This is a genomic window from Methanosarcina hadiensis (assembly GCF_046529725.1).
Taxonomy (GTDB): domain Archaea; phylum Halobacteriota; class Methanosarcinia; order Methanosarcinales; family Methanosarcinaceae; genus Methanosarcina; species Methanosarcina hadiensis.
This window is the reverse complement of the sequence record NZ_CP136241.1, coordinates 4,028,765-4,042,405: the sequence shown is the minus strand read 5'-3', so window position 1 is coordinate 4,042,405 and position 13,641 is coordinate 4,028,765. Positions and strand designations below refer to the sequence as shown.

At 40.5% G+C, this 13,641-nt stretch carries 14 protein-coding genes; 5 read left to right on the top strand and 9 right to left on the bottom strand.

Annotation, left to right across the window (positions count from 1 at the left end; all coding sequences use genetic code 11):
- Positions 1-362: 362 nt before the first annotated feature.
- From RSJ42_RS17400 to RSJ42_RS17375, 6 genes are all read right to left on the bottom strand, one after another.
- Positions 363-1,424, bottom strand: coding sequence for an ABC transporter ATP-binding protein (locus tag RSJ42_RS17400; protein ID WP_410508485.1), 1,062 nt, complete (start codon positions 1,422-1,424; stop codon positions 363-365).
- A gap of 29 nt (positions 1,425-1,453) precedes the next feature.
- Positions 1,454-2,143, bottom strand: a complete 690-nt coding sequence (locus RSJ42_RS17395; protein ID WP_410508484.1) for an ABC transporter permease — start codon at positions 2,141-2,143, stop codon at positions 1,454-1,456.
- Positions 2,144-2,272: 129 nt separating this feature from the next.
- On the bottom strand, positions 2,273-3,187 hold the full coding sequence (locus RSJ42_RS17390; RefSeq protein ID WP_410508483.1) for a substrate-binding domain-containing protein: 915 nt from the start codon (positions 3,185-3,187) through the stop codon (positions 2,273-2,275).
- Between the two features lie 314 nt (positions 3,188-3,501).
- Positions 3,502-4,188: a type IV pilin gene (locus tag RSJ42_RS17385; protein WP_410508482.1), complete on the bottom strand. Its 687-nt coding sequence runs from the start codon at positions 4,186-4,188 to the stop codon at positions 3,502-3,504.
- A 105-nt stretch (positions 4,189-4,293) separates the two neighbouring features.
- A complete protein-coding gene (locus RSJ42_RS17380; protein WP_410510413.1) occupies positions 4,294-5,154 on the bottom strand; it encodes a DUF5803 family protein in 861 nt (286 codons plus the stop codon).
- A gap of 270 nt (positions 5,155-5,424) precedes the next feature.
- The gene (locus RSJ42_RS17375) at positions 5,425-5,682 is read right to left on the bottom strand and encodes a hypothetical protein (protein ID WP_410508481.1); all 258 of its coding nucleotides are present in this window, start codon (positions 5,680-5,682) and stop codon (positions 5,425-5,427) included.
- A gap of 200 nt (positions 5,683-5,882) precedes the next feature.
- On the opposite strand from RSJ42_RS17375, the gene RSJ42_RS17370 reads away from it, so the two are divergent.
- A complete protein-coding gene (locus tag RSJ42_RS17370) occupies positions 5,883-6,188 on the top strand; it encodes a signal recognition particle protein Srp19 (RefSeq protein ID WP_410510412.1) in 306 nt (101 codons plus the stop codon).
- Positions 6,189-6,320: 132 nt separating this feature from the next.
- Positions 6,321-6,593: a hypothetical protein gene (locus RSJ42_RS17365; protein WP_410508480.1), complete on the top strand. Its 273-nt coding sequence runs from the start codon at positions 6,321-6,323 to the stop codon at positions 6,591-6,593.
- A gap of 20 nt (positions 6,594-6,613) precedes the next feature.
- Here the strand turns inward: RSJ42_RS17365 and RSJ42_RS17360 are convergent, their stop codons facing one another.
- The 3 genes from RSJ42_RS17360 to RSJ42_RS17350 all read right to left on the bottom strand — a co-directional run bounded on the left by RSJ42_RS17360 (position 6,614) and on the right by RSJ42_RS17350 (position 8,631).
- Complete coding sequence (locus RSJ42_RS17360) at positions 6,614-6,937, bottom strand: ribonuclease P protein component 4 (protein ID WP_410508479.1); 324 nt, start codon at positions 6,935-6,937, stop codon at positions 6,614-6,616.
- A 75-nt stretch (positions 6,938-7,012) separates the two neighbouring features.
- Positions 7,013-7,672, bottom strand: a complete 660-nt coding sequence (locus RSJ42_RS17355) for an MBL fold metallo-hydrolase (RefSeq protein WP_410508478.1) — start codon at positions 7,670-7,672, stop codon at positions 7,013-7,015.
- A 179-nt stretch (positions 7,673-7,851) separates the two neighbouring features.
- Positions 7,852-8,631, bottom strand: a complete 780-nt coding sequence (locus RSJ42_RS17350; protein WP_410508477.1) for a TrmB family transcriptional regulator — start codon at positions 8,629-8,631, stop codon at positions 7,852-7,854.
- A 285-nt stretch (positions 8,632-8,916) separates the two neighbouring features.
- Here RSJ42_RS17350 and RSJ42_RS17345 point away from each other — a divergent pair, with 285 nt between their 5' ends.
- From RSJ42_RS17345 to RSJ42_RS17335, 3 genes are read left to right on the top strand one after another with little or no spacing between them, the layout of a single operon-like run.
- Positions 8,917-11,217, top strand: a complete 2,301-nt coding sequence (locus tag RSJ42_RS17345; protein ID WP_410508476.1) for a hydrophobe/amphiphile efflux-3 (HAE3) family transporter — start codon at positions 8,917-8,919, stop codon at positions 11,215-11,217.
- Positions 11,214-12,479, top strand: a complete 1,266-nt coding sequence (locus RSJ42_RS17340) for a COG1361 S-layer family protein (protein WP_410508475.1) — start codon at positions 11,214-11,216, stop codon at positions 12,477-12,479. Before RSJ42_RS17345 ends, RSJ42_RS17340 begins: the two co-directional genes overlap by 4 nt.
- Positions 12,472-13,527, top strand: a complete 1,056-nt coding sequence (locus RSJ42_RS17335; RefSeq protein WP_410510411.1) for a COG1361 S-layer family protein — start codon at positions 12,472-12,474, stop codon at positions 13,525-13,527. Before RSJ42_RS17340 ends, RSJ42_RS17335 begins: the two co-directional genes overlap by 8 nt.
- The last annotated feature ends 114 nt before the right edge of the window (positions 13,528-13,641 follow it).

The following is a 13,641-nucleotide window of genomic DNA, read 5'->3' as shown; positions in this document are numbered from 1 at the left end:
ACCAGCTATAACCCAGGAAGTTCCCAGATATGTTAAGATCAACATATCTATGAATCGAAGATAGGGCTCCTGCGCATAAAATATATAGATAAGTATTTTATAAAATTATCGATCAGGAAGAGATTCTTTTTCATGAAATAAGGAATAAGAGAACAAAGAAGATGTTGTTTCACGGCGGCTGATTTTGCAGGGCTGGCTAGCCATTATGTTATAGAGGTAATCCCAAAATTTGAAATTAGTTCTTCTGATCTACAATTTGTGATCTTGCTATGGGAATAAAACTGGTTTAGGTATGAGCTCATAAAAAGGATATTTTTTCAAAAACTAAGGATTTTTAAAAAAATAAGTTAATAATGTATAAGTTAAAAAACATGGACAGCAGATGCTTTAAAATATAACCAGATATCGGTTCCGATAGAAATATTGAGCTCATTAAGGGATTCACGTGTTATAAAAACAGTGAACAATTCACCGGCATCTACTAATAGTTTTATAAGTGATCCCGTGTCAATTATGTCATTAACTTTGCCCTGAATCGTATTTCTGGCACTGGTCTGTACTTTTTCCAGGGATATTGTGATTTCATCAGGTCTTATAGAAAAATGGACTTTACCTTCTTTTTCAGTCACAGCAAAAACATTTATGGAATCTGTTTTGATTTTTGCCAAACCATCCGAACTTTCCTCAATACTCCCACTCATTATATTTTCAATGCCGACAAAATTAGCCACAAATTTGTTTTTCGGTTTTCTAAATATTTCATCAGGTGTTCCGGATTGAAGGATCTCGCCATTATAAAGTATGACCATCCTGTCTGCAAGCCTCTGGCCCTGTAGAAGGTCGTGAGTGGTCATTATAATAGTTGTATCGGATTCACGGTTAATTTTCAGGATCAGTTCTTCAAGTTTCTTTTTAGAGATAGGATCAAGATTTGCAGTTGGTTCATCCAGCAATAGCAATTCAGGATCCGTAATCATCGCCCTTGCAAGCGCAAGCCTTTGAGTTTCTCCGCCCGATAATTTAAGCGCGTTTCTATTCTCGTAGCCTGAAAGACCAATCAATTCGAGAAGCTCTTTGATCCTCCCGTCCATATTCTCTTTTCTTCCCCTGACTTTCAAGCCATAAGCAATATTATCATAAACGCTTGCCTTAAAAGCAAGAGGCTTTTGAAAAACCATTCCAATTTGCCGTCTTACTTCCAGCCTGGTATTATTGGATTCATTGGCATCGGTACCTTTAAAATATAAAGTTCCTGAAGACGGCTTTTCCAGTAAATCAATTAATCTGAGCATAACAGTTTTTCCGGATCCGGTTGGTCCGACAAGAGCAGTGCTGGTCCCCTTTTCTATTTGCAGGTCAATATTCTTGAGAACCTGGAGTTTTCCGTAATTTTTGTAAACATTTTCCAATTCCATTATATGCATAGTTAAACCTGAAAACTGTTATTCATAAATTAATCCTTACCCTGCAAATAATTCAATAAGAAATTGATTGTTAGAGACAGAGAAAGTAGTATAAATCCCAATGCTATTGAAAGCACAAGATTTCCTCTGGATGTTTCAAGGGATATGGCAGTGGTAAAAGTTCTTGTAAAACCTCTGATATTGCCCCCAATAAGTATGGCAACTCCCACTTCTGAGATCGCCCTTCCAAAACCGAGTATTACAGCCCCCATTATAGCATAACGGGCTTCCTTTATGATGGTAATTATTGTTTGAAATGTGCTGGCACCCAGGGATATTGCTAATTCTTTTATCTGGGTGCTGACCCCAACAAGGGCAGTGATAGTAAATCCAATGAGAAGAGGCAGTATAAGCAATATCTGCCCTATTATCATTCCTGTGGGAGTAAAAAGAAGCTTTAAAAATCCGAAAGGGCCCTGCTGGGATATCAACAGAAAAAGGAAAAGCCCCACCAGAACAGTAGGGACACTGTAAAGGGTCTGGATCAGATTTATTATGGTCCGTTTTCCCCGAAACTCATAGTAATAGATTATTCCGCCTATGGGAATCGCTATTAAGGAACCTATAAGTGTTGCAGTTAACGAAATGTAAAGGCTTAATTTCGTTATCTGGATCAGTTTTGGATCAAATTCTGCTATTAGCTCTATTGCCTGAAAAATTGCCTGGATAATTTCATTCAAACGACCACCTGAACTTGATACACCTTGTAATTTAGTGATCTTATAGTTTATGCAGTTATGTCAGTTTTTCCGATTTTTCCGGCTAAAAATAATTTTTGGTTAAAAAATAATTAAGGGTTAAATCCATCCTCAGGATGGCAAACCCCCGGATATTGGGGTGAAAAGCGGTTCCCCGTATTGTTCACTACCATAATTTCCGATTATTTCCTGCCCTTCCGGAGAGATAAGGAAATCTACAAAGTTCTGAGCACCTTCATAATTAACATTTGAATGTCTTTCCGGATTTACTGGCATTGCTGCATAAACATTAAGCAGTTCATCGCCTGTTGTTACTATTGGCACAACCTCAATTCTTCCGTCGTTAGTATATGCAAGGAAGGTTCCGGAATCGGTTAAAGTATAGGCATCCTGTTCGTTGGCAAGCAAAAGGGTTTCTCCCATACCTCTACCGCTTTCAATATACCATTCACCCGAACTGTTAACTTCACCATAACTTACTCCGGTGCTTTCCCAGATTTTTTTCTCCCTTGCATGTGTACCGGAATCATCCCCGCGGGATGCAAACTTAACCAGGTCGGAATTATTTTGGCCTTCTTCCATTATTTTAGTAAACGCTTCTGTAGCGTTAAGACCTGTTATTCCCGCAGGATCATCTTCAGGCCCCACAATCCAGAAATAATTATATGCTATTTCCGTACGATTTGTACCGAACCCGTTATTTACAAATTCTTCTTCCCGGCTTTTGTCATGAGTGAGAAGAATATCAGCATCTCCTCTTTCACCGTATTGTATGGCTATTCCCGTACCTCCGGATATGACAAGTACGTCTACCCCAGGATATTTATCCTCAAATGCCGCTTCTATTTCTTCTAAAAGCCCTGTATCTTCTAAACTGGTAGTGGTAGAAACTATCAGTTTTGAGGTGGCTGTTGTAGCGTTCGGTTCTGTAATCGTTGTAGTATTTGGCTGCTCTTCGGTACCTGTGCACCCTATTGCAAGGAACACGCTTAACAGGATTATCAAAATAAAAAATGCTTTTCTCATACTCTCCTCCAGATAAAATATATTTTAGTTAGAAATGTATATTTGAACATAACGGATATGATTCTCAGGTTATTTATTAATGAATATTGTAAAAAAATTAAGAAATATTCTTTGCGAAAATAAGTGTTAAAATATAATTAAAAGAAAAATTGAAACTTTACAAAGTTCCTGCGATTTCTTTAAAAATAGAAATTAAATCATTCCAACCTTTGAGGGGCAACCTTAGAGGAATTACTGGTGATTGCATATCGAAGAAAAAAATTTAGCTCCGTTCTTTTACTTATTTCATTAATTATCGGTACAGTTTATGTAAATTAATCTGCGAGCCTGACAGTAGCCTTTCTTTCAGCAATAACATTTCTGCCTCTATTATCAATAATTTTCAGGGTTATTTCAGTACCTGCTTTGAAACCGTAATTGTCAGAAGTGTTATCGTTCCCATTTACACTGACTATTACACTGGATTTAATGGACTTTTTTGGGCTATCCTGCCCGCAAAGAACAAGCCTTTCCCCGACATCCCACGACCCGTCTGCAAGAGTAGCATTGTTGTTGACAGCATAGCATGTGGAATTTTTCCCTTTGGAGCTTAAATCCAGGTAAAGAACCTCTAAATTTCCTTCAGCTCTTTTTCCAGTCCCATTAGAAATGTTTCCCTGAAAAGAATTCCCATACCCGAAAATTTTTATTGAGATAGAATCTAGTGAAAGAGAATCTCCCCCATCATGCATAAGAACAATCTGATTTTCCTTAAATGTCACCCATTTGCTTGTCGGTCCTGTCCCATAAAGTCCTCCTTCACAGGATTTAAGCTCTATATCTGCAATGGGAGGCTGAAGGTTTGTTCTGCTGCCAGAAAGGTTTAAACTGCTAATAATAGCCCCTGCAAGAATAAAGGTGATTAGTAGAAGGAGAAGGGAACCGACAATAGGAGAGAAACCTTCTGGTGCAGATCTTAAGGATTTAAGGAATTTTTGCCGGATATTTCCCCACGCCTTCACAAGTAATAATATGCAAACATTGGATAAATAATTGTCTAATGGTCTGAATAAATTCATATTTTGCTAAAAATAGAAAAGATAATAAGAAGAATTTCTATCCTTTAATTATTTATTTTTTCGTTTTTTCTTCTCGTCGTATTCCTTTTCGAGCTCGAAGATTTCCCTTACACTTTCCAGTTCCTTTTTGCTTCTGGAATAGCGTGTAAGCACAATAACAACCCCTGCCAGCAGAGCTATAATTGCAGCAAAGAAATACATGGGCGCAGATTCAGTATAATACTTAACCTGAATAGCTTCCTCACGTTCCCTCATTTCGGAAGAAATCCACAGAAGAGTCTGCCTTCCTTCTTCGTCAATAGTTGTGTTGGAAGGTGAAGGTCTTGCTATACCGAAAACCCTGTTACCGGTAACATACCCTTCAGGGAGAACTACACGGATGAACTCGGAGTCTGGTCTCATAAAGGTAAAAGTCTGGGTTCCTGGAGTCTCAAGAGTATATGCAATAAAACCTGTGACAGGTTCCTCAAACTCGAGGGTTACTACTCTCATTCCCTGGACGACGTCCTGAGTAAGAGTATAATTCATTTCCGAAACATTGGTGCTGTTTGAGAGCCTCATAAAGGTGTCCGGATCCGCAACGGTTACGTTTGTAGGTTCCACGAGATGCACAAAGTTCTTAATAGGTTCCTCATCAGAACCCCCTCCAAGGGATTCGGGAGGAAAGATTTCAAGCTCGCTGCTGTTTATGACAAGATGGACAGCCTGTACGTCGACTTTGTCTTCCAGAATATAGTAAGTGGTCGTATTTGCCAGAGTCTCATTATTCGAATCATTTAGAAAAACCTCATACTCATAGCTGGAAATGTTGCCGGGCTCTTCCAGAGTGATCTCCCTTTTCTGGTCAATACAGCCAGACATGAAGACCACCAGCAGGGCAAGGAGTATAAACATGTTTTTTGTTTTCATTTTCACGGAAGAATTCTCCCTTGGGCTTGAACGATCTCTTCTCATTTTGCAGCGATTTTTCAGCTCCAGGCAAAAGCTGCAGGATCATTACAGGTAGTTTTATCCTATGCTCTCTCTTCTTAATAAACAAAACGGATAATATATCAGGATCAATAATCTACCAGAATCAAAATTGTATTGTACCTCTTTAACTTTGAATTGTACCTCTTTAACTAATTTTCATGAGGTTCAGGTTTTTAGATTCAGATTTTCAGGTTCAGAATTTCAGGTTCAGGTTTCTGGTTCTCCTGAAGAATTCAAGTACCTTTCCACCATTGACCAGTCAATTTTTTTAATGTATTTTGCCTGAAGTTTGGAAACGTAAAGAATATTGCTGCCAACGAGAATTTTCATATCGGAAGGTTTTGGAGAGACCTCTCCAAGTGGGAGGAGTACGGGGCCATCCGGGGAAGTAGATAGCCTGAAGTCCTTTCCACTTTTCCTGATATAGGCTCTGACTTTTTCATCAATTGAAAATGCAGGGATCATGAATACACCGTGCAGAAATTATCCGGGAAAGATAAATAATTACAGGTAATAAGACTGCAAAAATAATATTTTCTAATAAATAATAAGAAATTCAGAAATAAAGAATTCGGAAATTACGAAAGCTTCCGGGCAGTTTTAAATTTGATGAAAACAATTTAGGACGAAGATGGCATGATGTTTAGGACGAAGATAGCATGATGATGAGAGATAAAGGAAAACTTGTAATCTGGCCTGCGTATATCGACCAGACAAAATCCAGAAGCAGCGGAAGGATAATTTCCCGAAAAAACGCTGTCAAAGAGCCGCACCTGAATGAAATCAAAGAAGCTGCCAGACAGCTGGGCCTGAACCCTGAAGTGGAGCCTGAGAAAGCCTATCCCAAATCCTGGTGGGAGGTTAGCGGAAGAGTGCTTATAGATGACAAAGGTCCGAAGTCAGTTATTGCAAAACAGATAGCTTTAGCAATTAAAAAAATGAGAGGCCAGGAAGCGCCTGCAAAACCCTGAACTTGAGTTTCTCTGACGAGACTCATAAAAGCAAAATTCTATCGGAAATCAAGAATAGTGTTCATATAAAACACTATCAGAAATCAAATAATGTTCACATATCGTTTATTTTATTGAAAAAAACCTGCAGATATGCCCGAAGATATCAATAATATTCAATCCATCACAGACAATAATGGAGAGGGTAGCTTCAGAAAAGTAATTTTGAGCCAGCAGGAAGAAGTAAGCCATGGATATAAGTGCGGAACTGCTTCCTGTGAAAACTGTCCCGTAACCTTTGAAATGAAGATGGGACCGGACAGTAAAATGGGTTACAGAAACGTTTTTTCAGACCTTAAGATTATGACAGTGATCCTGTTTTTTACCTTTGTCATAAAAGAGGCTTTAACATTACTGCCCATTTAACCCTGACATAAACTTGGTTTTTATTTTAGCTTTTTATAGGGATATCTCATTTCTTTCTCGCAGTCCTTGCAGGAGATGACAATAAATCCTTCTTTCAATCTGTAGCAGGCATTTTGCCCGGGCATAAGAAGCGAATAACAATGCCTGCAAATCCTTCTTTTGATTTCACCTGGGATACTGATCCTGTTCCTCATTGATATGTTTCGTATCAGCTGCACGTAATGCCTGCTGCGCTCAGGGTTTTCTGGAAACTCTGCTTTTGCAAGCTCAAAAAGCCTCCACATACGCTGGACAGCTATATCCTGAATAAGGTTTTTCTGCTTTTTCCTCGCTGCTTTAGGCATTGGTAAATCGTCCTGGAGTTTTGGCTTTTCCGGTTACTATTGGGATCATGTCTCAACCTTCTGAGAAAGTGAAAGTCATGTATCAAGAACTATCACTTTAATATCCGGGTTCTTGCTGTGTACAAGGGCTTTAAACTTTTCGGGATCTGCTTCAATTCCTTCCGACCCATAGTGCATTGGAATGACAAAACCGGGAGACATAACTGCTGCTGCGCTGGCAGCTTCTTCTTCATCCATAGTATACGTGCCCCCGACAGGCAGAAGAGCGATATCAGTTTTAATGTTTGCCATTTCCGGGACGAAGTCAGAATCTCCTGCATGGTATATTCTCAGCCCAGCAAGTTCTACTATATACCCGATCCCGATTCCTCTTGGATGATAGGGCTTATCAGGGTTATATGCAGGGACCACTTCTATTCTGATGCCTTTGATTTCCAGCCCGTCTGCAAGGATATCTCCTTCCGCGACCCTTCTTGCATCCCCCTTGAATTCAAGGGAACAGTTTTCTGGAATAAGGGTGGTAGTATCGGACTTTCGGACCTTGCGAATGTCTTCAGGGCTGCAGTGATCAGAGTGCTCATGCGTAATAAGGAGAATATCTGCCCTGTCATCAAAAGCCGGTTCTTTACCGATCTGATACGGATCGATATATATTTTTTTGCCGTCCCCTTCAAGCAAAAAACCGGAGTGTCCTAACCATTGAATTCTGATGCCTTCGATATCTACACTGTTCATATGTACACCTGCTGAACTCCATTCCCTGTATTTGTGAAAAAGAATCCGTTAGAGAACCAACCTGTTTTCAAATCATATCGGATCATATTAATAGTATCCTGAGCACTGATCCCCCTCAGGGAGGCTCTTTGTTGGAGGCAGAACTGCCAGCTTTTCAGGATGGTTTGTGATTCTCTTTTTCAGGCAGGTTTAAGATCCTTTTTAACAAAACTTGGCTCAAGCACTCTGTCGTAAATCATTTTTTGCATATAACAAACGACTGGGAGTTTGATTACAACTGCTTCTCTTTTGTTTCCTGCACTATGGACTCCTATTGATTCTTTTCCATCCGCCATCAAAAAAAATTCTTCATCGTACCGAATCCCATCAATTATGATATTGTTTATGAATTCGGTAAACTCTCTGGTGGTTTCTCGGAACTCAAATGGCAGCGATTTGAACCTGTCAGGTTCGCTTACAATCAGGGTTAACCGGCAAGTTTTTTCCAGTCTTTTCAGTTCGGCTTCAAATTCCTGAAAGAACCTGGGGCTTGACGAGAAAACGATTAGCTCTTCCTTTACTCCACTGAGAATCTGGCGAATTCTATTTTTTATTCCCCACTCACTCTGGATACACCAGACAGGAGAAGTCTTAGGAAGTTCGTATCTCAGTTCATTAAGCTGGTCAAGTGCCTCAATTGCACAACTGAGAAATTCTTCCTTTATTTTTCCGATTACCTGTTTTGGGTCTACTGCCCGGAAATAAGTTGGAGTACCCTGTCGTACTTCCAGAAAACCTTTTTTCGCAAGCACTTTAAGGATCTCATATATTTTGGCTCTTGGCACATCCGTAAGCTCATGAATTTCCCTTGCAGTAGCCTCTCCCAAACTGACAAGCCCCACATACGCTTTAGCTTCATTCTCAGTTAGCCCAAGCGTCTCAAGGTTTCGGATTAACCGGAGATCGATTTGTGATAACATCTGTTACCCCTAAAGTAACAATAGATTTAAATCTTTTCTAAATATAATACCAGACAGCTTAAAGGACATTATATAACTATTCAGACAGTATATATTAGAGAAAATATATATTAGCAGGTCTGAGGAGGGAACCTCCAGCCCAAAGAAAAAAAATCGGCAGGTTGAAAATTGAAGTCAAGGTTCCTGAATTGCGCTTCATACTAAAAACTCAGAGAGGAATCAACTATTAAAGAATCTTTTGAAAAACTGGGGTTTTTTGTTCAAAATAACCGTTTTTCCGTACTCATGATAGCTTTCCTGTTCATAATCATATCAACACAGGGAGCACAGTTAATAGAGATGGAATCAGGAACGGAAACCTTTGTCGGCAAAGACTCTCCTCTCTACCAGGACTATGATCACCTTTATCAGAGTATATTTCAGACACAATCCATCGTGGTAATGGTAGAAGGCAATGATGTGAGGAGTGCTGACCTGATGAAGGCCGTAGATAGGCTTGAACATCAGATAGGAGCAACAGATGGAGTAATTGAGACTACAAGTCCTGCCTCCCTTATTAAAATGGTCAACTACCAGATGACAGGGAGAAATGAACTTCCGGAAACCGATGAAGAAATTAAAGCAATAATAGATGGAAATCCTGAAATTTTCGGCCAGATTATTCCTGACAATACCCATATGCTTATTTCTGTAGTCATGGCTGGCTCAGCCAGTGAAAGAACTCAGGAAGATATCCTTACTGCCACAGAAGATGCGGTTTCTTTTTCAGATTTTCCACCTTCTTATAATATCATTGTTACAGGCGACCCGGCATTCAGCATCTCCATGAATTACGAGATGAATTCCAGTATGGGAGTTCTTCTGGGGCTTTCCGCCATTTTCATGCTTATTGTACTGCTCATTGTATTCAAACATGTCCGCTGGTGCCTTCTTCCTTTACCAGTGGTTCTTTTAGGCATTGTTTATACTTTTGGAGCTATGGGTTACATCGGAATTTCGATGTCGATGGTTACCATGTCTGCGTTTCCTATCCTTATAGGCGTAGGGATTGACTATGCAATTCAGTTCCATAACAGGCTTGAAGAAGAAATTATGGATAAAGGGAATAAAACAAGAGCAGTAATAGAAACCATAAAACATACAGGTCCTGCTGTCCTTATAGCCCTGGCAATGACAGCACTTGGCTTTTTCTCACTTTTCACATCCTCAGTACCTATGATCCAGGATTTCGGAAAGTTACTCTTTATAGGCATTATCATGTGTTACTTTGCCTCAATATTCGTAGGGGTTGTAACACTTTCAATATTTGATAGTTACTCAAACAGGAGTCCATTGACGAAATTAATAAAAAAGATAAAGCCTTCAAGTCCGGAAAAAAAGAAAAAATCCGAAGAAAAGGGAGAAAGCGACCGCCTGATAGGAAGAATTCTCCAGAAAACTACGAATCTGACAATCAAATACGATGTTATTGTACTGGGAATTGCATGCATACTCTGTTTTGGCGGACTCTACCTTGATCAGTCAGTACCTATTCAGACTGATGTTCAGACTTTTGTGCCTCAGGACATGCCTGCCCTTGTGGATCTCAAGCATATGGGGGCTGTAATGGGCGGAACTGATGAACTGAATCTGATCATTAAGGTTGAGGATAATGCAAACCCGGATGTCCTGAAGTGGATGGACCGGTTTTCCAAACACGAAGTGGCATCCAATAAACATATTTACAGCGCTTCGAGCATTGTAGACCTCGTAAAGGAATATAATGAAGGAGTAATTCCTGATACCAGCCAGGAGATAGAAGATGTTTATTCAGAAATCCCTGAGTACCAAAAAGACCGCTATATGTATGGGAAAAATATGCTCCTTCTTAACTTCAATATAGGAAATGCGGTTGCAGATATCAAGGTAACAGGTATTCAGGAACTAACGGATATTGTTGAGCAGGATATACAATGGATGCCAGCCCCACCAGGGGCAGACGTCACGATCACAGGAAATAGTGTCGTTTTCACAGAAGTGATTACTGCTCTTACCAGCGGGAGAGTGGCAATGACTTTCCTCGGTCTTGTTCTCGTACTCATAGGCCTCCTTGTTGTTTACAGAGATTGGGTGAAGGCTCTCGTCCCTGTTATCCCTATGGTCATAGTTATCGGCTGGTCAGGCGGGGTAATGAGCTATCTTAACATCGAATACACTCCTTTAACAGCAACTCTGGGAGCTTTGATTCTGGGAGTCGGATCCGAATACGCTATTCTCATGATGGAACGTTACTTTGAAGAGAAAGAAAAAGGGCTGCACCCTATGGAAGCAATCCGTATGGCCAGTTCCAAAATAGGAAGCGCAATCGTTGCTTCAGGGGCTACAACCGTATTCGGATTCATGGCACTGCTGGCTTCCCCTTTCCCGATGATATCTGACTTTGGAATGGTTACGGTTATAGATATTGTGCTGGCCCTCTTAGCAACCTTTGTGGTCTTCCCGCCACTTATGGTCTTGCTTGATACCTGGCGCGACAAAAGAAAAGGGGATAAGGCAGCAGAAAAACAGATAGAGACAAAAAAACAAATTCAGGGGGCCGAGATATGATACGAGTGCCCGGAAAATTAAGGCAAAAAATGATTAGGAAAATTACTTCGTTTGCGTTAATTCTATTAATTGTATCAGTGACTGCATTTCCAGCCCTCGGGAACGACGATGAAACGAATTTCCTTGTTCTGGATAAGGGCCTTACGGTAGACTACTACAAAAGTTATGGAGAGCCGGTTATAAAGGCATCAGTCACAGGAGATCCCGAATTAAAAAGGGGAGAAACAATAGACCTTAAGGTAAAAATTGCAAACACCGGAGTAATAGACGGCTTTAAGAGGCTGAATGCAAACCAGAGAAGAATTAACGACTCCACTGAGGAAACAATTGCACTGGCAGAAATGGAAGAAGAAAAAGAAGTCACAACGGCAAAAGATATTGAGGCTGCCCTCCAATCGAGAACTAAATATATTGAGGTAGAGCCAACAGCCAGTCTCCGGAGCGTGGCAGAACTTGAAACAGGGGATACAGAAACCCTGAGTTACACCATAAAAATAAATAGCGATACACCTGCCGGAGATTATGAACTTCTCCTGCCTGTGAGTTATCAATACCAGAAAAACGTCAAAACCGTAACTGCGGATGCAGTAAATTTCGGAATTACAGGTGTGGAATATTCGAGAGAATATGAAAAGAAGAATGAAATCCTCAGAATACCCATTTCCGTAAAAAGCGGACCAAAATTCGAAGTAACCAATGTCTCCGGAAGCCTTGTGCAGGGAGAAAGCAAACTCATTAATGTTACCTATAAAAACACAAGGGAAGAAGTAGCAAGAGACGCCCTGGCTCGAATAATTATTATGAGTCCCCTGAGTACCGAGAAGTCCATTGTAAGGCTTGGGGATATTGGTCCGGGTGAAGAAAAAACTGCAAGTTTTAAGATTTCGGCAGACCAGGAAGCCCTTGTAAAAAATTACGGAATCAACAGTGAAATAAAATACGTAGATGAAGACGGAGAAACCTCATTTTCAGAAAGCATGAAGGTGAGTATACCACTTGAAGCTACAGAGAAAAAATTCAGCATAACAGGCATAGCAATCATACTAATTATCGTTATCGCCCTTTACCAGATCATGAATATGCACCGGAAAAGAAACAAGAATGATAGAAATGCATCAAGCAAAGAGAGTGCATCAAGCAAAGAGAGTGCATCAAGCAAAGAGAGTGCATCAAGCAAAGAGAATGCATCAAGCAAAGAGAGTGCATCAAGCAAAGAGAGTGCATCAAGCAAAGAGAATGCATCAGGTGATGAAAATGAATAAAAATGGATTATTTGCTACTATTACAGCCCTTCTGATCCTTTGCTCTGCAGTCCTGCCGGCACAGGCTGCTTTCCCAAGAAATTTCGACATCAGCGAGAATTATTACAACGTATATGGAAGCCCTGACCTTAATGCAACGCTTATTGGAGATAACCAGTATTCCAGAGGAGATACTGTAACCCTTAATATCGAAATGATGAACAAGGGCACAATCACAGGCTTTGAGGCTGATAAGAACGTAAGATTTGGGGAATCACTGGATCTTGTGCTCCAGCAGACGGAAATGCAGTATGAGTCGCAGGTTACAACAGCAGTAGGCATTCTTGCAGCCCTCAAATCTGATGATCCAAATATTAAGGTCAAATCCGGAGCCCAGCAAGCGGGTACCCTCAAACAGGGAAAACAGAGCTCAAGCCCTACAAAGTTCACTGTAGAGATCAATAAAAACGCTTCTGCAGGCACATACCCTCTGACTCTTGAACTTGCATACCAGTACCAGAACAATGTTCAGCTTGGAGGAGATGAATATGACACTGCCACAGGCACTGTGAGAAATAAGGACGTAGGCATCTGGTACGAAAATAAGACTCAGACTCAAACCATATACATAAAAGTCAAAGAGGAACCTTATTTTGCAGTCACAAATGTAACAGGCGACCTTTATCCTGATAAAGGCGGAATGCTCCGCGTCACATACAAAAACACAGGAGAAGAACCTGCAAAGGATGCAACCGTTAGGCTCAGTGCAGCTGATCCTTTCAGTACAACCGATGACCAGGCTTATCTCGGGACTTTGAACCCTGGAGAAGAAGCTGTTGCTATTTTTGATATGGATGTGGATGAAACTGCAACTCCAAAGCTGTACTCACTGAGCAGTGAGATTCTATATGAAGACGCAGACGGGCACGACCAGATTTCAGATACGGTAAAAATCAACACAGAAGTTCTGGAAGCAGAAGAATCTCTTCCAGGATATGGGATGATAGGTGCAGGTATTGCAATGATCCTTGCAGCATGCCTCGTTCTTTTCAGGAAAAAACAGCATTAAAAATAAACTGGCAGTTATTAAACTACCAACCTGAGAGCAAATGTGCCTGTGCTGTATTCTTACAGGCACATATTATCCCTTTTTTTGCAGCTGGAATATAGAGATCTCAAACAT